Origin of the sequence: Streptomyces dioscori (assembly GCF_003024195.1) — a bacterium.
GTDB lineage: Bacteria > Actinomycetota > Actinomycetes > Streptomycetales > Streptomycetaceae > Streptomyces > Streptomyces dioscori.
The window spans coordinates 73,589-98,442 of the sequence record NZ_KZ679047.1 but is presented as its reverse complement, the minus strand read 5'-3'; the positions used below and the strand labels follow the sequence as shown (position 1 = coordinate 98,442).

Sequence of the window (24,854 nt, the reverse complement as noted above, 5' to 3'; positions counted from 1 at the left end):
TTGCGAAGCTCTGAGCTGTGCGAAGGGCCGGGCGATCTAGCCGGCCGCCTCGGGTCCGGTCCCGGGTCCGGTGTCCTCGCCGGGAGCGGCGGGGGAGGCATCGGTGGTCCCGGCGGCGTGCCGGCCGCGGTGGAAGGCGCCGAACCGGCTTCCGGCGTCGCGCGCCGGAGCGTTCGCGTCGGGCTCCGCCCTGGACGGCTCGGGAGCGTTCTTCGTCCGGCCCCGTTCCGCCTCGGCCATGGTGCGGCCGGGAGCCCGGACGGGCAGCCCGCCCGGAGTGGCCGCGCCGCGCCGGCGGGGGATGTCCACCGGGGGAGCCTCGTCCACGGGCGCGGTCGCCTGCGGAGTGCGTACCGGAAACGATTCCTCGGCGGCGGGGACCGGCGCGGGGGCCGGGGGCGCGACCGGTGCGGCGGCCGGAGGGGCGGTGGGGAGGTCCGCGCCGGGGCGCGGACGCTCGGGGCCGACCGGCTCGCGCTGCTGGGCCACCAGCTGGGGCGGCAGCAGGACGACGACACCGGTGCCGCCGCGCGAGGAGGGCCGGTAGTTGACGCTGATGCCGTGCTTGGCGGCGAGCCGTCCGACCACGCTCAGGCCCAGCCGGGTGCCCTGGAGCGAGGCGAGGTCGGTGACCTGCCCCGACACCGACTCCTCGGCCCGGCGCATGGAGGCGTCGGACATCTTCAGTCCGCTGTCCTCGATGGTGATGACGAGACCGGCGCTGCGCTCCTCCACGTACACGTGGACCTCGTCGATCGGCGGCGAGAAGTTGGCGGCGTTGTCCATGAGTTCGGCCAGCAGGTGCATCACGCCCTCGGCGGCGAAGCCCGCGATGGAGGCCTTGCTGGAGTTGTGCAGCCGCACCCGCCGGTACGCCGCGATCCGGCCGACGGAGCCGCGCAGGATGCTCTCCATGACGATCGGCTTGTTCCACACGCGGCTGGAGCGACCGCCCATCAGCAGGGCGAGCCGGTCGGTCATGAGACCGAGCTGGGAGGTGCTGTGGTCCAGGCGCAGCAGATCGCCGAAGATCTCGCCGCCGTGACGGTCCTGCATGTCGCGGAGGTCGGCGAGCATGCCGACGGTCTTGGCCTGGACCCGGCTGAGCGCCTTCGCGGAGGCGGCCTGGGCGGCGGCGGACCGGCGCTCGCTGTACGCCAGTTCACGGATGAACGATTCCGCGGGCGAGCGCAGCAGCGGGTTGCTCGGCCAGTCGAGCTTGGCGAGCACGGTGTCGGCCGAACTGCCCTCGCGCAGCAGGGACACCGCGGCGGGCAGCGTGTCGTTGGTCAGGCGTTCGAGTTCCTGCGTCCCCAGGGCCAGTTCGCGCCGCATCATGTCGAGGTCCGACTGTGCGTCGGTGGTCCGCCGTACGGACTGGGCGACCTCGGTGGTGAAGACGTGCAGCATCCGGCGCAGATACGGGTCGGAGGGGGTGGGGAGCCCGGCCAGGACCTTGTCGGCGCCGACGCCGTTCTTCAGCTGCTCGGCCACCGCCGGCAGGGTCACGTTGACCAGCTGGTCCGTCTCGGCGCCGTGCTGGCTCCAGTTGTTCTTGGTCATCTCCAGTTCGCCGGTGCGCGACACCGTCTGGCGGTGGGCCTTGCGCAACCGGGCGGAGGTGAAGGCGACGACGGCCGCTATGCAGCCCCAGGCGGCGATCGCCGTGCCCGCCACCCAGGGGCGGGCTCCCTCGGGGGCGAGGCCGACGGCCGCTCCGGCACCCGCGGCCGTGACGACCAGGACCGCGGGGAACACGACCGGAGTGGAACCCGTCTTCTGCGCAGATCGGCGCTGACGGGGGCGAGCAGGCACTGGCATTCCGCGGTCCCTCGGTCCGTGCGAGCAGGAGTACGTCCACAGGTGAAACGGCGCTGAGAACACGGAAGGTGGCAGACCGCCTTCCGGATCGAGCGCGTCGCTCATGCTAGTCACCGGACCTGGCTCTCGGGCCCGGCAGGGGTCCGATCCCCCCGATGACTTCACATCGTCGGGAAATGGCTACCTGGAAACGACTCTGTGGTAGATGAACTGAGTTGCCGTCAACTCCGCGCCGACATGCGGCGGTCGGCATTTTCATGTGCTTTGCCGCCCGCGATCCCTGTTCGAAACTTCGTCAGCATCGATCAGTGGGGTGCATTTTCGGCCAACTAACCGCTGATCCTGGCCGATGAGCCGACCGTCTCGACGGCCAGAACCTCCGTGTCGAGCAGGGACATGAACGCCCGCGCCGCCGGGCTGGTCGCCTCCGGCGGCGGCAGCATCGCGACCGTCTCGTACGGCGTCTCGGTGTCGGCCTTCAGCGGGAGGGCCGGGAGGGCAGGACGCTTGTGGGCGAAGTGGCGCGGCACGACGGCGATGCCGAGGCCCTCCTCGACGAGGTCGAGCAGGCTGTGCACGTCGTTCACCTCCAGGGTGACGGTGCGCTGCACCCGGGCCGCCGCGAAGGCCGCGTCGGTGGTGCGCCGCGGACCCCAGTCGGGATGGAAGTCGACGAAGGCCTCGCCGCCCAGCTCGTACGGGGTGACGGGGCCGCCGCCCGCCAGCCGGTGCGAGGGATGGCAGACGACGGTCATGGGCTCGCGCGTCAGCGGCAGGCTGCGCAGCTGCTCCGTGTCGGCGCGGGTCGTCACGGCGAACGCCAGGTCCAGCCGGCCCGCGGCGACGTCCTCCGCGAGCGCGCCCGAGCCGGCCTGCCGCAGCCGGATCTCGACGTCCGGATGCCGTCTGCGGAACTCGGCCAGCAAGGGGGCCACGTGCACGCCCGCGATGCACTGCTCGGTGCCCAGCGAGAGTGTGCCGCGCAGTACGCCCTGCACGGCGGCCACCGCGTCGTGGGCCGCGCGGACCTGCGCCAGGATCCGCTCCGCCTCGGTCAGCAGGGCCCGCCCGGCCTCGGTGAGCGTGACGCGGCGGGTGGTGCGGACGAACAGCGGGGCGCGCAGCTCGCGCTCCAGGGCCCGGATGGAGGCGGACAGGCCGGACTGCGACACCATGAGGCGTTCGGCCGCCCGGGTGAAGTGCTGGTCCTCGGCGACCGCGACGAAGTGCTGAAGATGGCGCAATTCCATGATTGAGAAGCGTATCCGCTGAATCCCATCCGATTCTCCTGTTGGACCACTGCCGGTGGGGCAGGCGAGAGTGGACAGCGGTCCACTCCGTACCGACCCCTCTGGAGAACGCGTTGTACACCGCACACACCGACCGCTACGCGGACATGCCCTACCGGCGCACCGGACGCAGCGGCCTGAAGCTGCCCGCCCTCTCCCTGGGCCTGTGGCACAACTTCGGCCCCGACCGGCCGGTGGACACCCAGCGCGCGATCCTGCGGCGAGCGTTCGACCTGGGTGTCACCCACTTCGACCTCGCCAACAACTACGGGCCGCCGCCCGGCGCCGCCGAGTCCGCCCTCGGCGAGGCACTGAAGGCGGACTTCGGGCCGTACCGTGACGAACTGGTCATCTCCTCCAAGGCCGGCTACCTGATGTGGCCGGGTCCGTACGGGGAGTGGGGCTCGCGCAAGTACCTGCTGTCCTCGCTCGACCAGAGCCTGACCCGCATGGGCCTCGACTACGTCGACATCTTCTACTCGCACCGCCCCGACCCGGAGACTCCCCTTGAGGAGACGATGGGCGCGCTGCACTCGGCCGTCCAACAGGGCAAGGCGCTGTACGTCGGTGTCTCGAACTACTCTCCGGAGCAGACCCGGGAGGCCGCCCGCATCCTGGGCGAGCTGGGCACCCCGCTCCTCATCCACCAGCCGCGCTACTCGATCCTCGACCGGCGCCCCGAGGAGGAGGGACTCCTGGACGCGCTCGACGAGCTGCGGATCGGGTCCATCGCCTACTCGCCGCTGGAGCAGGGCCTGCTCACCGGCCGCTACCTCGACGGGATCCCGGAGGGGTCGCGGGCCGCGAGCGACAGCCCCTTCCTGAGCGCGGACAAGCTGACCGAGGAGCTGGTCGCCGATCTGCGCGCGCTGAACGACATCGCGAAGTCGCGTGGGCAGTCCCTCGCGCAGATGGCGCTGGCGTGGGTGCTGCGGGGTGGGCGGGTCACTTCCGCGCTCATCGGTGCGAGCAGTCCGCAGCAGCTGGAGGACAGTGTGGCCGCCACGGGGAATCTGGAGTTCTCGCAGGAGGAGCTGGACCGGATCGACGCGCTCGTCCAGCGGTAGCGCTCCGCTTGGGGTGTGGGGGTGTGGGGCGTGGGTGTTTGGCTGCGGGCCGGTGGGGGCCGGTCGCGCAGTTCCCCGCGCCCCTTGTGGGGGTGGGCGTGGTCGGTCGGCTGTGGGCCGGTGGTGGGGGTCGGTCGCGCAGTTCCCCGCGCCCCTTGTGGGGGTGGGTGTGGTTGGTCGGCTGCGGGTGTGTGGGGGCTGGCCGCGCCGTTCCCCGCGCCCCTGAAGGGGCGGCGGTACTCGGCCCAGGAAGCCGAATACCTTTCGCCGTACCGACAGGCACGGGCCGAGCCGTTTCGGCCAGACCAGAGCCCGAATATGCCAAGAGACTGGCCAGAAAGCCATGGTGACACTGTGTCAGGAGTGGCGATACTCGAAGGCTAGGGCAATTCACCCTTCACCACTCCTCGGAACAGCGCCACGGTGCACGCCGGAACGAGCCGCGAGAAAGACCGGAAAGAGAGGCCGACAGGCGGCGAGCGGATGCGATGGGGGAGTGATCGTGCACGATGAATTCCTGTGCCACGTCACCGCGTACGGAGTCTGTGGCGGAATGTGGGTCGGTGTACCGCTCGGCACCTACCGGGCGCCCACCCTGGCTCTGGCCATGTGGTGGTTACGGGACCGCGCGTCCTGGATCGCCGAGCGCCTCGACCCCGATCCCGACGCCCCCTACTTCCCGCCGAACTCGATGGCGCCCGTCGCGGGCTCGACCCCCGATGTGCCCGGCCTGCTGCGCGGGTGGTGCGGCGACGACGCCCAACAGGAGCTGACCGCCGAGGAGTTGGCCGCCGGGCATCTGGTGCGCATCGCCACGAGCGACGAGACCACGGAGTACGAACTGCTCGCGGAGTCGGTCGACGCCCTGCGGATGCAGCGGACCCTGCCCTTCCTGTCCGTCCCGGCCGCCTGAATCGACCCCCGTGCCCGGTGAGCCGGCCTCCATGCCCGCAGCAGGCGCATATGTGGGTGAATAGCTAGAATTCAGGCATGGGAGAGCGGTCGGCGGTGCCCGAACTCGTCCTCGAAACGGAGACGGGCTCCACGGTGATGATCCCGGACCACGAGTACCACGTCGGCCGGGACCCGCTCTGCGACATCGTCATCGAGGACGCCCGGGTCTCCTGGCACCACGCTGTGCTGCGGCCGGGCACCGACCATTGGACGCTGGAGGACGAGAACAGCACGAACGGCACGTACGCCGACGGCCGCCGTGTCCACGAGTGGGACGTCGGAGCCGGCAGCGTCATCCGCTTCGGCGCCCTCGCCGACGGCCCGCGCGCCGTGCTCGCCGACCGGCCCCCGCCCGCCCCCGAGCGGCCCTCGGTCGTCTCCGTGCCCGCCGCGACCGGCACCTTCCGGCAGCCCACCACCGTGCGACCGCTGCCCGCCCGCACCGTCCGTATCGGCCGCGGCGGCGACAACGACCTCGTCGTCGACGACCTCGGCGTCTCCCGGCGCCACGCGGAGCTGCGCGCGCTGCCGGACGGGACGTACGAGATCGCCGACCTGGGCAGCCACAACGGCACGTTCCTCAACGGCCGGCCCGTCACCCGCGCCCGGATCGACGCGGGCGACATCGTCGGCATCGGACACTCGGCGTTCTGCCTGGTCGGCGACCAACTCCAGGAGTACGTCGACACCGGCGAGGTCTCGCTCGACGTCCAGGACCTCGTCGTCGCCGTCGACCGGGGCCGCAGGACGCTCCTCGACGGGATCTCCTTCCCCGTCGGCGAGAAATGCCTGCTGGCCGTCGTCGGACCCAGCGGCGCGGGCAAGTCCACCCTCCTCAACGCCCTGACCGGACTGCGCCCCGCCGACCGGGGCACGGTCCTGTACGACGGCCGCGACCTCTACCGCGACTACGCCGAGCTGCGCCGCCGCATCGGCCTCGTACCGCAGGAGGACATCCTGCACGCCCAGCTCACCGTGCGGCGCGCCCTCACGTACGCCGCCGAGCTGCGCTTCCCCCAGGACACCGCCAGGGCTGAGCGCGAGGCCCGCGTCGACGAGGTCATCCGCGAGCTCGGTCTCGAACAGCGTGCCCGGCAGCCCATCCACAGCCTCTCCGGCGGCCAGCGCAAACGCGTCAGCGTGGCCCTCGAACTGCTCACCAAGCCGTCCCTGCTCTTCCTCGACGAACCGACCTCGGGTCTCGACCCCGGCATGGACCGCTCCGTGATGCACATGCTGCGCGGCCTCGCCGACGACGGGCGGACCGTCGTGGTCGTCACCCACAGTGTGCTCAGCCTCGACGTCTGCGACCGGCTGCTCGTCCTCGCGCCGGGCGGGAAGGTCGCCTACTACGGGCCGCCCGACGAGACGCTCGCCTTCTTCGGGTACGAGCAGTGGCCGGAAGCGTTCGAAGCGTTCGAACGGGACCGGGAGAGGGACTGGGCCGGCGACTACCGCGCGTCGGTCCAGCACCGCCAGTACATCGTGAACGCCTCCACCCAGCCGCACCTCCCACAGGCCGCGCCCGCACCCGGTACGTTCCCCCGGCCGCCCAAGGCGCAGAGCTGGGGCTCGCAGCTGGGCACCCTCGTACGCCGGTACGCCGCCGCGCTCGGCGCCGACCGCACCTTCCTCGCCATCATGATCGCCCTGCCCTTCGTCATGGGAGCGATGGCCCGGGCCCTGGCGGGCAGCAGGCTCACGCAGGAGACCGCGATGAACGCGCTGCTCATCCTCTGCGTCGGCGGAGTCCTGACGGGCGCGGCCAACGCCGTGCGCGAACTCGTCAAGGAACGGGTGATCTACCAGCGGGAACGGGCCGTCGGGCTGTCCAGATCGGCGTACCTGATGTCCAAGGTCGTCGTCCTCGGCACGGTCACCGTGCTCCAGGCCGTCGTCCTGACGCTGGTGGCCCTGTTCGGCGTCGACCTGAACGCGCCCGGTGGTGAGGGTGTCCTGCTGCCGCCCCTCGTCGAGATCACGGTCGCCGTGGCCCTGCTCGCCTTCACCGCGATGATGCTCGGGCTCCTCGTCTCCGCGCTGGTACGCAAGGAAGAGGTCACGATGCCGCTGCTCGTGCTCCTCGCCATCGTGCAGGTCGTGTTCTGCGGCGCGCTGCTGAAACTCGACGGCGTCCCCGGCGTCGAACAGCTGTCGTGGCTGGTGCCGTCGCGCTGGGCGCTCGGCGCCATGGCCGGCACGGTCGGCCTGGCCCGGCTCGTCCCGGGCGACCTGACCGCCGACCCGCTGTTCCGGCACTCGGCCGGGGTGTGGCTGCTCAACATGGGCATGCTCATCGTCCTCTCGGCCGTCTTCGGCTGTCTCGTGGCCCGGCTGCTCAGACGGCACGAACCCGCGGTCATGCGGAAGTAGGAGGGGGAGCCGGACGCGATGACGACGACCACTCCCGGATTCCGCCCCACCCATGTGGTGCCGCGGGACGGCATGGCTGCCTGGGACGCCCCCGACCCGGTCCGGCCCACCGTGCCCCTCGACGCCCTCCTGCCGGTGCGGCTCGTCGAGCGGCGCGGCGACTGGGGGCACGTCCTGTGCGCCAACGGCTGGTCCGCGTGGGTCGACGGCCGGCTGCTGGTCGCCGTCCCGCAGGACCCGCCCGCCGCCGGACAGCCGCCGGCCCGCACCGCCGATCCGCGTCCGCTGCTGGCCCGCGCCGAGGAGACGCTGCGCCGCTACCGGCGGCACGTCGAGGAACTGGCGGCCGGACGCCTCGACCTGCAGGCGTTCCACGACCTGACGAAGGGGATACGGGCCGGGATCGTCCTGGAGGGGGAGGCCGTCTGGCTGTACGAGGCCGAGCACGAGCGGTGGGTGTACTGCGACGGCACCCATGCGACCACGTACGCGACACGGGAGCCGCCGTCCGCGACGACGGACGGCCCGGACCCACCGACTGCCGACCTCCCACCCGACCCACCCACCGGGCCCACCCCCGCCCCGGCCGACACCACGCCTCCACCCGATCCCGCGGCGTCCGGCGGCGAGCCGCCCGCCGCGGGGGGTCATGCGCCCACGCAGGTTGTGCGGGGTCCCGGCCCGTCCGGTGCCGCGTCCCCTTCCGGCCCCGCGGCACCCGGCTCCGCGCCGCCCGCCGCGGCAGGGCACGCGCCCACGCAGGTCGTGCCGGGCGTGGGACCGGAACCCTCACCGGCCGCGCGGAACGCCGAACCGGAGCCGGCAGGCGACGTGCGGCATGCCGTGCCGGAGTCGGCTCAAGCCGTGCCGGGCGGTGAGCCGGGGCCCGCCCCGGGTGCGGCAGACGTGGGGCCCGAAGCACCCGGGGGCCGAGAAGGCATCCGGCACGCACCGACCCGGTTCGTCGCGGGGGACGGCGGCAGTGCCGGTCACGGTGACCGGTGATGGCGCACGACACCGGTCCGCACGCGGCGCGGCCCTCCGGACTGGTCGGCAAGCAGGTCGCGGGCTACCGGATCGAGCGCGAGGTCGGCCGGGGCGGCATGGCCGTCGTCTACCGTGCCAAGGACCTGCGCCTGGACCGCACGGTCGCCCTGAAACTGCTCGCCCCGGAACTCGCCCGCAACGACACGTTCCGCAAACGCTTCACCTACGAGTCACGGGTGGCCGCCGCGATCGACCACCCCCACATCGTGCCCGTCTTCGAGGCGGGCGAGACGGACGGCGTCCTCTACATCGCCATGCGGTACGTGGCGGGCCGTGACCTGCGTCATCTCCTCGACAAGGAAGGGCCGTTGGCCATCACGACGGCCACCCGCATCGCCGCGCAGGTGGCGTCCGCACTAGACGCCGCCCACGACCACGGGCTGGTCCACCGGGACGTCAAACCCGGCAACATCCTGGTCGCGGCGGGCACGGACAGCGATCACCCCGAACACGTCTACCTCACCGACTTCGGGCTGACGAAGAAGTCGCTGTCCCTGACCGGGTTCACGACCGTCGGCCAGTTCGTCGGCACGCTCGACTACGTGGCGCCCGAGCAGATCTCCGGGCGTCCGGTCGACGGCCGCTGTGACGTCTACAGCCTCGCCTGCGTCGTGTACGAGACCCTCGCGGGCGGGCCGCCGTTCCAGCGCGACGACGACATGGCGCTGTTGTGGGCGCACCAGTACGACGTGCCGCCGGCGGTGTCCGGGCAGCGGCCCGATCTCGCCCCGGGCGTCGACGGTGTCCTGGCGAAGGCTCTCGCCAAGAGTCCCGACGACCGGTACGGGTCGTGTCTCGCGTTTGTCGCGGCGTTGCGGGCGGCGGTGGTGGGGGAGCCTGAACGGGCTTGGGCTCCGCCCTTGCCTCCGGCTTGGGCTCGGCCCGTGTTTCCCGGCGGGCCGGAGCCGGAGGGGCGTGAACGATTGCCGTAGGGGGTGGAGTCGGGTGCGGGTCCGTCGTGGCTGGTCGCGCAGTTCCCCGCGCCCCTTTCGGGGCCGTCGGTCAGGTTTTGGTCAGCAGCAAGTGGGCGTGGGGGAAGGGGCGTTCGTCCGTCAAGGGGGCCCTGACCAGGCGGGCCTTCTCCGTGAAGCCTGTCTCTGTCAGCAGGGCGGCCACGCGGTCGGGGGACCAGCGGTAGGCGAGGGCCACCTTGTGGTCGAAGGACTCGGTGAGCGCCGACGGGTCGTCGTGGGCCTGGAACGCGACCAGCAGATGGCCTCCCGGCGCCAGTACGCGACGGAACTCCGCGCAGACTGCCGGAAGTTGCTCCGGCGGGGTGTGGATGATCGAGTAACGGGCCATCGCACCCGCCAGCTTGCCGTCCGCGAGATCCAGCGCGGTCATCGAGCCGACATCGAATCGCAGGTCCGGCCGGGCCGCCCGCGCGATGGCGATCATCTCCGGGGACAGGTCGATGCCGGACACGTCCAGGCCGAGCGAGTCCAGCAGAGAGGTCACATGCCCGGGACCGCAGCCGAGGTCGGCCACCGGACCGCCGCCCTCCGCGTGCACGAACGCGGCGAACGCCCCGATCATCGCCCGGTCCAGCGGGAAGTCCTCCAGCCCGTTGGCGAAGAGCTCGGCGTAACGGGCGGCCCATGTGTCGTAGGCCGTTCGGGTGGTGTGAAGGAAGTCCGGCTCGATCATGGATGCGTACGGTAGTACGGACCGCGGCCCTCAGTCCTTCGGATTCTCCAACTCGCCGTGGTGACGCGTCCGGGAGGCGAGCAGCGCGCCCACGAAACCGGTGACCAGGCCCCAGAGCAGGGCGAGACCGAGCGCGCCCCACAGCCGCGGTCGCAGGAAGAGCTCGCCGGACAGGCCGCCGCCGAGGTCCCCGATACCGAACAGCGACAGCCCGTAGTGTGCGTCGATCCGGCCGAGCAGGCAGACGGCGAGCACCGTGAGCGCGAGGGCGACCGCCATGTGCAGGCCGTGCCGCCAGGCCCGCATCCGGGCCGGTGAGCGCGAGGCCATCAGGAAGGCGACGGCGAGCAGGAGCACCGCGTCGACGACCACCAGCCACCACACCCTGCCGTCCTGCTCGGAGAGCGTGCTCAGATTCAGGGTCGAAAGGTCCGGCGTACGCAGCACGCGGTCCAGCATCTGCGGCATCGGCAGCCCGAACGGGCCCTCGACCCGCCCGTCCCAGGTCGCGCCCAGACCGATCGTGAAGACGGGCCAGACGAGGTTCGGCAGCCCGAGGAGCATTACGGCGAGCGTCTGGGCGGCATGCCCCCGCGTCACCGCCACGACCAGCGCGACGACCACGCCCAGGACCACGTACGCGAGCAGCAGCACGACCATGGCGTACGCGGCCGGCCGTACCGACTCCTGGAAGCGCAGCAGCCGGGGCGGGAGCGGCGCCCTGGGGGAGACGAGCAGCGCGAGGACGAGGACGCCGGCCAGCCACAGGAGGCCGAAGGGCAGCGTCACCGGCACATCGGTCTCGAACCCGACGCGAGGCGACGAGGCGCCGAACAGATCACCGAGGTCGGAGAGCCTGCCCTCGCCGAGGGAGACCGCGAAGGTCCGGCGCGCCGACAGCGCGAGCGCGGTCAGGGCGAGCAGCCACAGGACCGCGATACGGCCGGCCCAGCCCGCCAGTTCGGGCAGGCCCGCGACGGCCCGGTGGCGCAACGGCCGCAGGAAACCGGCGGCGACGACCAGGGCTCCGGTCAGCGTCACCGAGAGCGGCATCACCGTCAGGCCCGCCCGGGTCTCGGCGAGCGCTCCGGCGTTCCCGGCGAACTTCACCGAACCGCCGACCGCGGTCACCACCGTCGCGGCGACGACCCGCGGGAACGCTCCGTCGGGCAGGTCGGCGGCCCCCGCCGCCCAGAGTCCGAGCGCGGCGACCACGAGCATGGCGATCAGCCCGGCGAGGACCGTCGCCAGGGCCTGGACCCAGCCGTGCCGGGACACTGCCAGGTCAGGGGCTGCAGAGAGGCTCACCTTTGTCACGCTAGGCAGGCCTGTGGCGGCGCGCCTGCCGGGAGGGCCGACCGCGTCGGCTTGCGGGCGGCACGGGACCGGAGCACACAATGGCCTCGTTAAGCAATGAAGGGCAATAAATCGCTGGAAAATGTGGCGAAGCGCCGCAAAGTACGTGCAGTGCCTTCGGTGCCGCAGGGTCCCTACGCCGGGAAGAAGAACTCGTGAGCGTCGAACCGCCGTCCTCAGGCCGCCCCACAGGACCGCCCTCCGGCCCCCTGTCGGGGCCGACCCGGCCGAACCCCGTACCCCCACCGGACGGACGCGGTCCCACGGGCTCGTCGATCGGCGGTCCGGGCGAGGGGGCAGGAGCCGGAGCGGGAGCCGGAGGAGGGGGCGGGTCGGGCGGCGGCCCCACCAGTCCCTCCGGACCGTCCGGTTCGAGCTCGGGCAACGGACCCGAACGGCCCTGGTGGAAGTCCGTGCCGCGCGTCGCCCTCATCGCCGCCGCGGTCGTCGTCGCCGTGGTCCTGGCCGTGGTCCTCACCCGGCCCGACGGAAAGACCACCGCCACGGACTCGGACGGCGAGGTCTTCCTCCAGGCGGCAGGCAAGGCGGGGCCCGATCCGTTCACCGCGTCCACGGCCCGGGACGGCTCCGCCGCACCCGTGACGCCCTCGCCCACGGACACCTCCGGGTCGGCCAACGTGACGCGGGGCGTGGACGGTGCGGCGCCCGGCCTCTACGGCGGAACCCAGGACGTGGCCAGCTGCGACGTCGAGAAGCAGATCTCGGCCCTGGACCGGGCTCCGGACAAGAAGCAGGCGTTCGCCTCGGTGTTGGACCTGAAGACCTCCGCGGTGCCCGCGTATCTGCGCTCGCTCACCCCCGTACAGCTGCGGATGGACACCCGTGTCACCAACCACGGCTACCGCGAGGGCAAGGCCACGAGCTATCAGGCGGTCCTGCAGGCCGGTACGGCGGTCCTCGTCGACGACCGCGGGGTTCCCCGGGTCCGCTGCGCCTGCGGCAACCCGTTGCTGCCGCCGGTGGCGCTGAGGACCACACCGAAGAGGACCGGTGACTCCTGGCCGTCGTACCGGCCCTCCGACGTCGTGGTCGTCTCGCCCGCCACCCAGGTCGTCAACATCTTCGTGATCTTCGACCCGGACAGCGGCGACTGGTTCACCCGGCACAAGGGCGACACCGGCGGCAAGGACAGGAAGACGGATCCTCCGGCGAACCAGCCGTCCCCGTCGACGAGTTCCCCGCCGCCCTCGTCGGACTCGCCGGAGCCCTGCGTGTCCGTGGGGGACGGCGCCACCGTGCCACCGGGCGGGTCGGCGAGCCCGTGCCCCTCGACCTCGACCTCCACGGACACGCCGTCGTCGCCCTCCGAGGAGTCCGGGTCGCCGTCGTCCGAACCGCCGGCGCCGGACTCCTCCGAGCCGGGGCCCGACGACGGGTCCGGTACGACGACGGAGTCGGCCGCGAGTCGTGGCGTCCCGGAGTCGGCCGCGACCTCTCCGGGACTGTGAGGAGCCTGCCGGGGGCTACTCGTCGATCGCGGCGCCGAACGCGGCGCCCAGGTGGGGCGCGCCGAGGGTCTCGGCCCCGTACGTCCACGATCCCGCGGCCGTGATGCCGCCCGTCCCTGCCGACAGCACCCAGACGAAGCCGTCGCCCGCGTTCTCGCCCGGCGCGGAGGCCAGCAGCCCGAAGCGGCCGTCCGCGTTGGGGTCGGTGAGACGGACCTGGCCGCCCCACTTGTCGCCCTTCTCGGGCACCCCGGACACATCCGCGGAGTCCTGGTCCCACGACTTGGCGCCCGTCGCGGTCAGGCCGGCGGACGCCCCGCGCAGCACCCACACCGCGCCCGCGTCGGCGACCGTGCCGATGTCCTCGCCCGCGGCGCCGATCGCCACGTCCGCGTACCCGTCCCCGTCCGTGTCCGCGACGGACAGGTCCGTACCCCAGCCGTCGCCCCGCTCGGCCGTGCCGGGAACGCCGGGGGAGTCCTGCGTCCACCACTGGACCTCGTCCGCCGGTCCGTTCTCGCCGCCGTAGCGCACGCCCACCAGACCGCCGGTCATGGTCTCGCCGCCGTCGTCGGGGGAGTTCGGCTCGCCGGTCACCAGGTCGTCGTAGCCGTCGTTGTCGATGTCCCCGGACGCGGTGACCGGGCCGCCGCGCACATCGCGCTCGTACGTCAGCCCGTCCGCCTGCCCGGAGAGGTACGTGGACCAGCCGTGGCCGGGCTCGTCGCCGGCCGTCACGCCCGAGACGACGAGGTCCGCGAACCCGTTCCTGTCGTAGTCGCCCGTGGTCAGCGACCTGGGCAGGATGTGCCGCTCCTGCGCCCGCGCGGAGAGCGGCGCGGACGAGCGCCGCTCCAGCGAACCGGGCGCGGCGGCGTCGTAGGCGAACAGCTCCAGACCGTTGTGGTCCATGACGGCCAGCAGGTCGGCCGGCGTCTCGTTCGTGAAGTGCCCCGCGGCGACACCCGCACCGAACTGCTCGCCCGTGACGGGCTCCTGGGTCTCCAGCCAGTCGCTGGCCGCCCCGGTCAGGCCCGCCTTCGAGCCCCACAGGATCGCGACCCCGCCCGCGTCCGCGACCGTACCGAGGTCCTCGCCGGGGATACCGACGATCGCGTCGTCGTACCCGTCCCCGTCCAGGTCACCGGTGCCGACCGCCTTGCCGAAGCCGTCGCCCGTCTCCGCGGCCCCCGCGACGCCCGCGGTGGACTGGCTGAAGAGGGCGGCACCGGTCGTCCCGATGCCCCTCGACGAGCCGTACTGCACGGTCACGAGTCCCGCGCCCTTCTTGCCGCTGACGGTCGCGCCCGGGGCGCCCACCAGTACGTCCTCATAACCGTCGCCGTTGAAGTCGCTGTTGCGGTCGGCGGCCCGCGTACCGCCCGGAGTGCCCGCGTACGCGGAGGGCGCGGATGCGATGCCCAGTCCCGCCAGCAGAAGAAATGATGCCGCGGCGAGTGCTGTGGAACGGTTCTTGCGCATGAGTCGGCTCCTGTCAGGAAGAACGGCTGGGCAGCGCGGGGGTGTCCGGAAAGGGCCCGTTCCTTGTCCGGCGCCCTGTTTGACATCGCATGGGGCCCAAGGGTTGTACGGGAATTCCGACGACGTTCACCGCCGCCGTGACGGGCCGGGCGCTGCCGAGCGGGCGACTCCGCCCGGCCCCGTCACCTTCCGCTGCCGCCGCGGTCCCGCAACTGGCGGAAGAACGCCCGTACGTCCCCGACGAGCAGGTCCGGCTGCTCCATCGCCGCGAAGTGGCCGCCCCGGTCGAACTCCGTCCAGCGCACGACGGAGTTCGTACGGTCCGCGTGGTGCCGCAGCGGGATGAAGTTGTCCCGGGGGAAGACGGCGAGCGCGGTCGGTGCGGTCGACGGCTGCGCGAGCGCGTTCCCGTTGTCGGCGTGCGCGCGCTCGTAGTAGACCCGCGCGGACGAACCCGCCGTGCCCGTGAGCCAGTACAGCATCACGTTCGTGAGCAGCTGGTCCCGGTCGACCGCGTCCTCGGGATACGTGTCCGAGTCCGTCCACTCCTTGAACTTCTCGACGATCCAAGCGAGTTGGCCGACGGGTGAGTCCGTGAGCCCGTAGGCGAGGGTCTGCGGCCGGGTCGACTGGATGTCGGCGTAACCCTGCCGTTCGCGGGACCACTCCTGGTGGCGCCGCCAGGAGGCGAGGGCGCGTTCGCGTTCCCGGGGGTGCAGCGCCGCCAGCTCCTCCGGGGACGGCTCGGAGGTGGCGTGGGCGCCGGGCAGCAGGTTCAGATGGACGCCGATCACCCGGTCCGGGTGGGTGCGGCCCAGCTCGCGGGAGATCGCCGCGCCCCAGTCGCCGCCCTGCGCACCGAACCGCGGGTAGCCGAGCCGGTCCATCAGTACGGCGAACGCGGCGGCGATACGGCGGTACTCCCAGCCGGTGTCGCGCGTGGGCCCCGACAGGCCGAACCCGGGGATGCTCGGCACCACCAGATGGAAGGCGTCGGCGGGGTCACCGCCATGGGCGCGCGGATCGGTCAACGGGCCCACGATGTCCAGGAACTCCGCGATCGAGCCCGGCCAGCCGTGGGTGACGATCAGCGGGGTCGCGTCGGGCTCCGGCGAGCGGATGTGCGCGAAGTGCAGGTCCGCGCCGTCGACGACCGTGGTGAACTGCGGCCATTCGTTGAGCCGGGCCTCCGCCGCGCGCCAGTCGTAGGAGTGCCGCCAGTACTCCGCGAGCTCCTTGAGGTAGGCGCGCGGGACCCCGTAGGCCCAGCCCACCCCCGGCAGCTCGTCCGGCCACCGCGTGAGGTCCAGGCGTGCGTGCAGATCGTCGAGGTCGGCCTGGGGGATGTCGATACGGAAGGGACGGAAGGGACGGAGCGGGCTGCCGGGCTGAACGGTGTCGCCGTGCGGGGAGATCATGACGGCCCATGTTAGTTCCGGCCTGGACATCGGCCCCGTCCATGAAAGCGGCCGGAAAGCCGTCGCGCCACCGATGAGTTTTCCGTCGGGGATCGGTCGGTACAGACGACAGCGTTCCCGCTCCGCTCCAGGAGGCACTCATGAGCACCGACGGATTCACCACGTGTCTGTGGTTCGACGGCAGGGCCGAGGAGGCCGCGAACTTCTACGTGTCGCTTTTCAAGAACTCCGAGCTGGGCAAGACGGTCCGTGCCACGGAGGCCGGACCGGGCCCCGCCGGTTCCGTCGTCACCGTCGACTTCGTGGCCAACGGCCAGAGGTTCGTCGGGCTGAACGGCGGACCGCAGTTCAAGTTCACCGAGGCCATCTCCTTCACGATCGACTGCGCGGACCAGACCGAGGTCGACTTCTACTCGAACGCGCTCGTCGAGGGCGGCGGCGAACAGGGCCCCTGCGGCTGGGTGAAGGACAAATTCGGCCTCTCCTGGCAGGTCGTGCCGACCCGGCTGATCGAGATGATCAGCGACCCGGACCAGCGGAAGGCGGGCCGCGCCACCGCGGCCATGCTCAAGATGCACAAGCTCGACCTCGCGGCCCTGGAGAAGGCGTACGCCGGGGAGTGAGGCGCCGGTCTGGGGGCGGCGCCCTTCAGGGGGTGGGGCGCCCCCGCCGGGGGCCCGCCACCGCACGACGGTCACTGTCCGGTACGACGGGGCGGCCGTCCGGCCTGTCCGGCAGGCGGTGGCCACCCGGTACGGGCGCAGTGCCTGCCGCCGGCCGGGAGGCACTGCACGACGGCGGCCTCCGCCAGGTGCGGTGCGACAGCCGCGCTCGGCGCGTCCGGCCAGGTGGCCGTCCGGCAGGCGCGGTGCGGTGGTCGCAGCCCGGGACGTGCGGGGCGGCGCCATCACGCCCGACACGTCCGGCGCGACGGCCGCCTTCGGGCAGGTGTGGCGCGGCGGTCACAGTCCGGCACGTTCGGCGTGACGGCGGCCTCCCGGCATCGCGCGACCACAGCCGTGCGGCACGCGCGGCAGGTACACGTGACGCCTGCCTCCCGCCCCCGGGGCCCGCTGGGGTCCTCCGCGGGCCCCGGCCAAGGGGAGGGGGCGGTCGCCGTCCGGTGGGTCCGGCGCGACGGCCGCCGTCCGGCACGTGCGGTACGTACCGTGCCCCGGCCGTCGCCCGCCCCCGGCCGCCGCCCACCCCCGGGCGTGCGCAGTCGCGGGCCCGGACCGAGGGGGCGGAGCCAGCCGGCCCCCCCCAGCTCAGGCCGGCCGCTGCCCTTACCCGGTCAGGGCGGCCGCTGCCCTCACCCCGTTCAGGCCGGCAGGCCCCCGCCGTGCAGTGCCGTGTACGCGCCCGCCCGGGACATCAGTTCCTCGTGCGAGCCGATCTCCCGGACCGTGCCGTCCCCCATCACCACGATCCGGTCCGCACCCCGGATCGTCGACAGGCGGTGTGCCACCACGAAGGTCGTGCGGCCGTGCACCAGGCGGGCCAGGGCCTGCTGCACCAGTGCCTCGGACCGCGTGTCCAGCGCGGACGTCGCCTCGTCGAGGATCAGGACGCGCGGATTGCGGATGAGGGCCCGCGCGATGGCGAGGCGCTGCCGCTGACCGCCGGACAGCCGCGCCCCGTGCTCGCCCACCACCGTGTCGAGCCCCCGCGGCAGCCGGTCCACGAACTCCAGCGCGTTGGCGTCCCGCAGCGCCGCGCGCACGGTCGCCTCGTCGGCGTCCGCGTCGTCCATGCCGTACGCGACGTTCTCCCGCACGGTCCCGTCGAACAGGATCGACTCCTGCGGCACCACCGACACGAAGCGCCGGTAGGTCCGCAGGTCCAGGGTGTTCATGTCGGCCCCGTCGAGCAGCACCCGGCCCGAGGTCGGCCGGATGAACCCGATGACGAGACTGAGCACCGTGGACTTGCCCGCCCCCGACGCGCCGACGAGCGCGATCGTCTCGCCCGGCGCGACGGAGAGGCTGAAGTCCCGTACGGCGGGCCGGTCCGCGTCCTCGTACGCGTATCCCACGCCCTCGAACTCGACCGCCCCGCGCACCGATTCGAGCCGCGCCCGGCCCTCGTTGTCCTCCAGCTCGGGCGCCTGCAGCACCTCGCCGACGGACCGTACGGACTCCAGGCCCTTGGTGATGACCGGGGTCAGCCCGGCCAGGGTGGTCGTGGAGTTGGTGAGTGTGGTGAGGAACGCGCTGAGCATGACGACGTCACCGGGGGAGACGGCCCACACGCCGTAGTACGCGACGAGCGCGGCCGCGGTGAGGAAGACGACCCCGATCATGTTCAGGAACACCCAGGCCAGCGAGGCGAAGCGGCCGTTGAGGAGGTCGAGCCGCAGCCCCGACGTCAGGACCTTGTGCAGCGTGCCGTCCATGCGCCGCAGGGCCTTGCCCTCCAGGCCGTGCGCGCGGGTGACCGAGATGAGCCGTGTCATCTCCGTGACCCGTGAGGACAGCTGCTCGACCTCGTGCCGGAAGTCCTCGTTGTGGACGCGCAGTCGGCCCCGCAGCCGCGCCACGAGCAGCGCCGCGACCGGCACCACGCACAAGAACACGGGGACGAACTCGGGTGTGCGCACGGCGATGATGATCAGCCCGCCGGTGAGCACGGTGACCGCGCCGAGCCCCGTCTCGGCGGTTTGCTGGACCATCTGCTCGACCGTCTCCACGTCCCGGACGACCTTCGCCTGGAGGACGCCCGCGCTGACGCGTGAGTGGTAGCCGATGGACAGGTGCTGCATGCGTGTGCACAGCGCGGAGCGCAGGGCCGTGCCCATGCGGCGCACGCTGCCGTAGAGCAGCCGCACGTACAGCAGGTGCAGCGGCATGTTGACGACCAGGATCGCCAGGATGACCCCGGCGCTCACCCAGAGGTCGGCGATCGGTCCGTGCCGTACGACCGTGTCGATGATGGTCGCGGTGATCAGGGGCAGCAGCCAGACCGGACTGTGCTTGACAGTGAAGACGGCGAAGGCGGCGGCGAGCTTCCACCGGTCGGCCCGGAACAGATAGACGAGGGTGCGGATCGGGTGCTCGCCGCGGTAGCGGTGGTCGAGCGGTTTCTCCCACGAGGCCATGTCGGCCGTCCCTCCCAGGGAGTCGTGAACAGATGGGGCAAGCGCTTTCTCCCCATCCCTCGATCACCTACACCCGCCGCCCCGCGATCACCTGTCCTTGGCCGCGGCCGGTTTCCCCGGGCCGCGTCCGGCCGCCGTCGGCCACGTAACGGCTCGGTTTCCGACGTAAATTTCCGCGTTCCGAGGGTTGGCGGACCACGGCCGGCTGGTTATCGTTCACGCACTTCACTCAATCGTTCCGCTGAACGAATAGCGAACGCATAGCGAGAGGGACGGTCGGCCCATGCCCGACATCCATCGCCCCGGACGGCGTTCCGTCCTTGCCGCGGCAGCCGCGGGCAGCGCGTCGCTCGGTGCGTCCTGGCTGCTCACCGGCTGCACGGGCGCCTCGGCCGCCCCCGCTCTGCCCAAAGGCGCGAAGGCGGGCACCCCCGACCGCGGCGGAACCCTCCGCATCGCCAGGCCGCCCGCCTCCGAGGCCGAGACCCTGGACCCGGCGAGCGCCCTGTCGGCGTACGAATACCTCGGCGCCCTCTACAACCGGCTGGTCCGCATCGGCGCGGACGGCGACCTCGCACCCGACCTCGCCGAGTCCTGGGAGCCGGACGCCAAGGCCCGCACCTGGACCTTCCGCCTCCGCAAGGGCGTCACCTTCCACGACGGCCGTGCACTCACCTCCGCCGACGCCGCGTACACCCTGCGCCACATCCTCGACAAGGCGACGGCGTCGCCGCAGGCCGCCGTCCTCGCCCCGCTCATCGACCCGGCGAAGCTGCGAACCCCCGACGCCCACACGCTCGTGGTACCGCTGAAGACCCCCAACGCGGAGTTCCCGAGCCTGCTCACGCACTACAACTGTTACGTCATCCCCGACGGCAGCGCCCGCGGTATCGGCCGCACCGGCATCGGCACGGGCCCCTTCAAGCTGGAGTCCTTCGCACCCGCGGGGCCCGGCCGGATCACCGCGTTGACGGACCACTGGGCGGGCCGCCCGGTCCTGGACGCCATCGACTTCTACTCCGTCGCCGACATGTCGGCCCGCTCGAACGCCCTCCTCGCGGGCCAGGTCGACCTCCTCTCGCAGACCAACCTGGACTTCGCGACCGCCCGCGTCGTCGCCGCGTCCGACCGCGCGACGATCGCCCGCGTCGAGAACGCCCAGTGGTACGTGCTGCCGATGCTCACCACGGAGAAGCCCTTCACCGACGTACGGGTCCGGCAGGCGATGAAACTGGCCTACGACCCCGAGCACGTGGTGAAGGTCGCCCTCCAGGGCGCGGGCACGCCCGGCTGGGACAACCCCGTACCGCCGAGCGACCCCGGCCACCTCGGCGCCCACCCGGAGCACGACCCGGAACAGGCCCGCCACCTGCTGAAGAAGGCGGGCCACGAGGGCCTGACGGTCGACCTCTACACGTCCTCCTACGACCCGGTCTTCACGCCCATGGCGCTCGCCTACCAGGACTCGGCCAGGCGGGCCGGGATCCGCGTACGGGTGAAGACGGCTTCGGCGGACTCGTACTACACGCAGATCTGGATGAAGAAGCCGCTCATGGCCACCTACTGGTACACCGGCAGACCCGTCGACCAGCTGTTCACGCAGGTCTTCCGCGGCGGTTCCTCCTACAACGAGACCGCCTGGTCGGACAAGGCGTTCGACGCGCTGCTCGACCGGGCCCGGCAGGAGACCGACGACGAGCGGCGCCGCGAACTGTACGGCGAGGCACAGACCTTCGTCGTCGAGAAGGGCGGGGCGATGACCCCGATGTTCGCCGACCGGCTCGTCGGCATCTCGCGGAAGGTACGCGGATACGCCGAGCACGGCTTCGAGTTCGACTACCTCGGCATCGGCCTGAAGGGAGCCTGACCATGCTCTCGTTCATCGCCCGCCGCGTCCTCGCCGCCCTCGGCACCCTCGTCCTCTCCTCCGTCCTCGTCTTCCTCGCCGTCCAGGCCCTGCCAGGCGACGTGGCCACCCAGGTCCTCGGCAAGGACGCCACCCCCGACGCGGTCGCCGCCCTGCGCGAGAAACTCGCACTCGACCAGCCCGCCTGGGAGCGGTACGCCGACTGGATCGGCGGCGCCCTGCACGGCGACTTCGGGTCCTCCCTCGTCTCCGGCAAGACGGTCGGCGGCGAAGTCGGCATGTACCTCAGCAACTCCGCGCTCATCGCCCTGGTGACCGTCCTGTTCGCCGTCACCGGCTCGATCGTCCTCGGCATCCTCGCCGGCCTCTACCGCGACCGCTGGCCGGACCACCTCATCTCCACGGTCAGCCTGATCGGGATGAGCGTCCCCGAGTTCGTCGTCGCCACCGTGCTGGTCCTGTGCTTCTCGGTCGCCCTCCCCTGGTTCCCCGCGGTCGTCCTGTACGGCCCCGAGGCGAGTGTCGGCCGGCTCATGCCCGCCGTCTGGCTGCCCGCCCTCGCCCTCGCGATCGTCATGGCCGCCTACATCGTCCGGATGGCCCGCACCTCGGTCATCGACGTCATGGCGAGCGAGTACGTCACCACGGCCCGCCTCAAGGGCCTGTCGACCTGGCGGGTCGTCACCCGGCACGCACTGCCGAGCGCCCTGCTGCCGACCCTGCACGTCATCGCCCTGAACGTCGCCTGGCTCGCGGGCGGAGTCGCCGTCGTCGAGAACGTCTTCAACTACCCCGGAATCGGAAAGCTGATGCTCTCCTCCGTCCAGAACCGGGACCTGCCCGTCATCCAGGCCATCGCCCTGATCAGCGCGGTCGTGTACGTCGTCTGCAACCTGGCCGCCGACCTCGGCGCCATGGCCCTCAACCCCAAGCTCCGTACGCGCGGGAGGACCCGATGACCACCCTCGACACCCCGGCGGACGCGCCGGCGGCCCCCGCCGCACCACCCTCGGCTGCGGCCCGCGCCTGGCGCACCGTGCGCTCCTCACGGGCGGCGGCCATCGGCCTCGCGATCGTCGCCGTCCACGTCCTGATCGCCCTGCTCGCACCGGTCCTCACCTCGTACGACCCGATCGCCAACAACGCCGACCAGGCGCTGCTCGGCCCCAGCGGGAGCCACTGGGCGGGCACGGACCAGTACGGTCGTGACGTCCTGGCCCGCGTCCTGTACGGCGGCCGGTACGCGATCGGTGTCTCCGTCGCCGCGACCCTCGTCACCCTCCTCGTCGGCACGGTCGTCGGCTGCGCCGCGGCGCTGCGGGGCGGCTGGTTCGACGACGTGCTGGGCCGGGTGCTCGACGCGGTGCTCTCCATCCCGTCGGTGCTCGCCCTGCTGGTCGTCGTCACCGCACTGGGCACGGGCCCCTCCGTCATCGTCCTCGCCATCGCCGTCGTGTACGTGCCCCAGGTCGTACGCGTCGTCCGGGGCGCCGCCCTCGCGGTCGCACCCGCCGACTACGTGACCGCCGCAAGGGCCCGGGGCGAGAGCACCTGGGCGATCCTGCGCCGCGAGATCCTGCCGAACATCACAGACGTGGTGTGCGTCGAGTTCGCCATGCGGGCCTCCTGGGTCGTCCTGCTGATCTCGTCGCTGTCCTTCCTCGGCTTCGGCGCCGACCCGCCCACCCCCGACTGGGGCCTGATGGTGGCCGAGAACCGCACCGCCATCACCGTCGTCCCGATGGCGAGCCTCGCACCGATCATCGCCCTGGCCACACTCGTGGTCGGGCTCAACCTCGCGGCCGACGGCCTCTCCAAGGCATGGGGCGTCGACCGGATCAGGGAGGGGTCCTGATGACCGCCGCCGCCGCCGTCGCTTCGGTGACATCGCTGGTGTCCGTGAACTCACTCTCCGTGGCCTACCGTTCGGGCGGCCGAGACGTCCCCGTGGTGAGCGAGGTGTCCCTGGAGGTGCTGCCGGGCCGGACCCTCGCCCTGGTCGGCGAGTCGGGCAGCGGCAAGTCGACCGTCGCGGCCACGCTGCTCGGGCACCTGAGGCACGGCTCGCGGGTGACAAGCGGCTCGGTACGGGTCGACGGCGCCGACGTGTTCGCCCTGCCCGCACGGGAGTTGAGGCGGCTGCGGGGCGGCACGGTCGCCATGGTCGCGCAGAACGCGGGCCACGCCCTGACCCCCTCCATGCGCATCGGACGCCAGATCGCGGAGGCCGGCGGTGACGTACCCGTCGTGGACCTCCTCGAACAGGTCAGGCTGCCCCGCCCAGCCGAACTCGCCCGCCGCTACCCGCACGAGCTCTCCGGCGGCCAGCAGCAGCGCGTCGCCATCGCCATGGCCGTCGCCGCCCGCCCCAAGGTCCTCGTCCTCGACGAACCGACGACCGGACTCGACGTCGTCACCCAGCGCGGTGTCCTCGACCTGATCGGCACACTGCGCGACGAACTCGGCCTGTCCGCCGTCCTGGTGAGCCACGACCTCGGCGTCGTCGCGCACATGGCCGACGAGGTGGTGGTGCTGCGCTCCGGCCGGATCGTGGAGACGGCCCCGACGGGCCGGCTCTTCGCGATGCCGCAGGACCCGTACACCAGACGCCTGCTGGCGAGTGTCCCGCGCCTCGACGACGAGGGGCTCGCGCGGGTGGGTGAGGGAGGCGAGCGGGAGGTGCGGCCCCGGGCGGTGATCCCCGAGGACGCTCCCGTCGCCGTCGCCGCCAGGGACGTCACGATCGACTACGGGTCGAGTCGTGCCGTGGACGGCGTCTCCTTCGACGTCCGGCGGGGGGAAGTCCTCGCGCTGGTGGGGGAGTCGGGGAGTGGGAAGTCCACACTGGCGTGGGCGCTGGCGGGTCTGCGGACGCCGTCCGGCGGCACGATGACGCACGGCTCCGGGTCCAATTCCGGCTCCGGGTCCAATTCCGGCTCCGGGTCCGGGTCCGGGTCCGGCTCCGGGTCCGGTTCTGGCCCCGGGTCCGGGTCCGGCCGCGGCCCCGGCCCCGGCTCCGGTTCCGGTTCCGGCTCCGGTTCCGGTTCCGGCCCCGGTTCCGGCCCCGGGGCCGATTCCGGCCGCGGCCCCGGCTCTGGCTCCGGGTCCGGTGATCTCGGCCGGCCCGCGGGGAAGCGGCCCGCGGCGTTGCGGCGGCGGGTGCAGCTCGTCTTCCAGAACGCCGACACCTCCCTCAACCCGCGCCGGACCGTCGGGGACGCGGTGCGGCGGCCCCTGCGGTTCTTCGGCACGACGGACTCGCGAGCGGAGACCGCGACACGGGCCCGGCAGCTCATCTCCGACGTGCGCCTCGACCCCGCCCTCGCCGAACGGCTGCCCGCGCAGCTCTCCGGCGGGCAGCGGCAGCGGATCGGGATCGCGCGGGCGCTGGCGGGTGAACCGGACGTTCTCGTCGCGGACGAGATCACGACCGCGCTGGACGTGTCCGTGCAGGCCGACGTGCTGCGCCTGCTCGACGATCTGCGGAGGGAACGGGAGCTGGCGTGCCTGTTCATCAGCCACGACCTGGCCGTCGTACGGGGCATCGCGGATCGGGTGGTCGTGCTGTGGCGGGGGGTCGTGGTGGAGGAGGGGCCGACGGACTCGGTCTTCTCCTTGCCCGGGCATCCGTACACGCGGCAGCTGATGGCGGCCGTGCTTGAGCCGGATCCGGAGGCGCGGTTCGTTGTGGGGCCGGTGGTGGAGTGGGTGGATGCGGCGACGGCCGGTGACCTGTGGGCCGACGAGGCAGGGCGGTCCGAGGGGCACCGTGTGCGGCGGTGGCGGGCGGTGGGGTGAGGGACCCTTTTCGCCCCGCCGCCCCTACCCGTTCCCGTCCACGCACGGGGGCTGCGCCCCCTCGCCTCCCTTTGTCCTCAAACGCCGGACGGGCTGGGAGATAGCCCCTCCGGCGTTTGAGGAGCGGGGGTTCGGGGGCAGCGCCCCCGAGTCGTGGACGGGAACGGGT

General features: G+C 72.4%; 18 protein-coding genes. 11 read left to right on the top strand and 7 right to left on the bottom strand.

Annotation, left to right across the window (positions count from 1 at the left end; all coding sequences use genetic code 11):
• Positions 1 to 36: 36 nt before the first annotated feature.
• Together C6Y14_RS24740 and C6Y14_RS24735 are read right to left on the bottom strand one after the other, a co-directional pair.
• Positions 37 to 1,821 (bottom strand): ATP-binding protein, encoded by a 1,785-nt coding sequence (locus C6Y14_RS24740; protein WP_107019018.1) that lies wholly within the window; start codon positions 1,819 to 1,821, stop codon positions 37 to 39.
• Positions 1,822 to 2,150: 329 nt separating this feature from the next.
• On the bottom strand, positions 2,151 to 3,071 hold the full coding sequence (locus tag C6Y14_RS24735) for a LysR family transcriptional regulator (RefSeq protein WP_107019017.1): 921 nt from the start codon (positions 3,069 to 3,071) through the stop codon (positions 2,151 to 2,153).
• Positions 3,072 to 3,184: 113 nt separating this feature from the next.
• Between C6Y14_RS24735 and mgrA the strand changes: the two genes are divergently transcribed.
• The 5 genes from mgrA (at position 3,185) to C6Y14_RS24710 (ending at position 9,483) form a co-directional block, all read left to right on the top strand.
• On the top strand, positions 3,185 to 4,177 hold the full coding sequence (gene mgrA, locus C6Y14_RS24730) for an L-glyceraldehyde 3-phosphate reductase (RefSeq protein ID WP_107019016.1): 993 nt from the start codon (positions 3,185 to 3,187) through the stop codon (positions 4,175 to 4,177).
• Positions 4,178 to 4,679: 502 nt separating this feature from the next.
• Entirely contained in the window at positions 4,680 to 5,090 is a 411-nt protein-coding gene (locus C6Y14_RS24725) for a hypothetical protein (protein WP_107019231.1), read from the top strand.
• Between the two features lie 77 nt (positions 5,091 to 5,167).
• Positions 5,168 to 7,504, top strand: a complete 2,337-nt coding sequence (locus tag C6Y14_RS24720; protein WP_107019015.1) for an FHA domain-containing protein — start codon at positions 5,168 to 5,170, stop codon at positions 7,502 to 7,504.
• Positions 7,505 to 7,522: 18 nt separating this feature from the next.
• Positions 7,523 to 8,509: a hypothetical protein gene (locus C6Y14_RS45720; protein WP_318658065.1), complete on the top strand. Its 987-nt coding sequence runs from the start codon at positions 7,523 to 7,525 to the stop codon at positions 8,507 to 8,509.
• Positions 8,509 to 9,483 carry a serine/threonine-protein kinase gene (locus tag C6Y14_RS24710; protein ID WP_107019014.1) on the top strand — a complete coding sequence of 325 codons (975 nt, stop codon included), beginning with the start codon at positions 8,509 to 8,511 and terminating at the stop codon, positions 9,481 to 9,483. The genes C6Y14_RS45720 and C6Y14_RS24710 overlap by 1 nt, the downstream gene beginning before the upstream one ends.
• A 70-nt stretch (positions 9,484 to 9,553) precedes the next feature.
• Here C6Y14_RS24710 and C6Y14_RS24705 read toward each other — a convergent pair whose 3' ends face one another.
• Together C6Y14_RS24705 and C6Y14_RS24700 are read right to left on the bottom strand one after the other, a co-directional pair.
• Positions 9,554 to 10,198, bottom strand: a complete 645-nt coding sequence (locus tag C6Y14_RS24705; RefSeq protein ID WP_107019013.1) for a class I SAM-dependent DNA methyltransferase — start codon at positions 10,196 to 10,198, stop codon at positions 9,554 to 9,556.
• Positions 10,199 to 10,228: 30 nt separating this feature from the next.
• The gene (locus tag C6Y14_RS24700; protein ID WP_107019012.1) at positions 10,229 to 11,506 is read right to left on the bottom strand and encodes a streptophobe family protein; all 1,278 of its coding nucleotides are present in this window, start codon (positions 11,504 to 11,506) and stop codon (positions 10,229 to 10,231) included.
• 203 nt (positions 11,507 to 11,709) lie between these two features.
• On the opposite strand from C6Y14_RS24700, the gene C6Y14_RS24695 reads away from it, so the two are divergent.
• The gene (locus tag C6Y14_RS24695; RefSeq protein WP_199854845.1) at positions 11,710 to 13,023 is read left to right on the top strand and encodes a DUF6777 domain-containing protein; all 1,314 of its coding nucleotides are present in this window, start codon (positions 11,710 to 11,712) and stop codon (positions 13,021 to 13,023) included.
• A 15-nt stretch (positions 13,024 to 13,038) separates the two neighbouring features.
• Here the strand turns inward: C6Y14_RS24695 and C6Y14_RS24690 are convergent, their stop codons facing one another.
• Both C6Y14_RS24690 and C6Y14_RS24685 read right to left on the bottom strand, forming a co-directional pair.
• Entirely contained in the window at positions 13,039 to 14,505 is a 1,467-nt protein-coding gene (locus C6Y14_RS24690) for an FG-GAP repeat protein (RefSeq protein WP_107019011.1), read from the bottom strand.
• Between the two features lie 182 nt (positions 14,506 to 14,687).
• Positions 14,688 to 15,923 (bottom strand): epoxide hydrolase family protein, encoded by a 1,236-nt coding sequence (locus C6Y14_RS24685; protein WP_107019010.1) that lies wholly within the window; start codon positions 15,921 to 15,923, stop codon positions 14,688 to 14,690.
• A gap of 140 nt (positions 15,924 to 16,063) precedes the next feature.
• Between C6Y14_RS24685 and C6Y14_RS24680 the strand changes: the two genes are divergently transcribed.
• The gene (locus C6Y14_RS24680) at positions 16,064 to 16,546 is read left to right on the top strand and encodes a VOC family protein (protein WP_107019009.1); all 483 of its coding nucleotides are present in this window, start codon (positions 16,064 to 16,066) and stop codon (positions 16,544 to 16,546) included.
• A 698-nt stretch (positions 16,547 to 17,244) separates the two neighbouring features.
• Here C6Y14_RS24680 and C6Y14_RS24675 read toward each other — a convergent pair.
• Entirely contained in the window at positions 17,245 to 19,020 is a 1,776-nt protein-coding gene (locus tag C6Y14_RS24675; RefSeq protein WP_107019008.1) for an ABC transporter ATP-binding protein, read from the bottom strand.
• Between the two features lie 283 nt (positions 19,021 to 19,303).
• On the opposite strand from C6Y14_RS24675, the gene C6Y14_RS24670 reads away from it, so the two are divergent.
• The 4 genes from C6Y14_RS24670 to C6Y14_RS45715 are packed head-to-tail and all read left to right on the top strand — an operon-like array spanning position 19,304 to position 24,685.
• Positions 19,304 to 20,887, top strand: coding sequence for an ABC transporter substrate-binding protein (locus tag C6Y14_RS24670; protein WP_107019007.1), 1,584 nt, complete (start codon positions 19,304 to 19,306; stop codon positions 20,885 to 20,887).
• Positions 20,888 to 20,889: 2 nt separating this feature from the next.
• The gene (locus C6Y14_RS24665) at positions 20,890 to 21,846 is read left to right on the top strand and encodes an ABC transporter permease (protein ID WP_107019006.1); all 957 of its coding nucleotides are present in this window, start codon (positions 20,890 to 20,892) and stop codon (positions 21,844 to 21,846) included.
• Positions 21,843 to 22,742, top strand: coding sequence for an ABC transporter permease (locus C6Y14_RS24660; RefSeq protein ID WP_107019005.1), 900 nt, complete (start codon positions 21,843 to 21,845; stop codon positions 22,740 to 22,742). Before C6Y14_RS24665 ends, C6Y14_RS24660 begins: the two co-directional genes overlap by 4 nt.
• Positions 22,742 to 24,685 carry an ABC transporter ATP-binding protein gene (locus tag C6Y14_RS45715; protein WP_318658064.1) on the top strand — a complete coding sequence of 648 codons (1,944 nt, stop codon included), beginning with the start codon at positions 22,742 to 22,744 and terminating at the stop codon, positions 24,683 to 24,685. The genes C6Y14_RS24660 and C6Y14_RS45715 overlap by 1 nt, the downstream gene beginning before the upstream one ends.
• Positions 24,686 to 24,854: the final 169 nt, after the last annotated feature.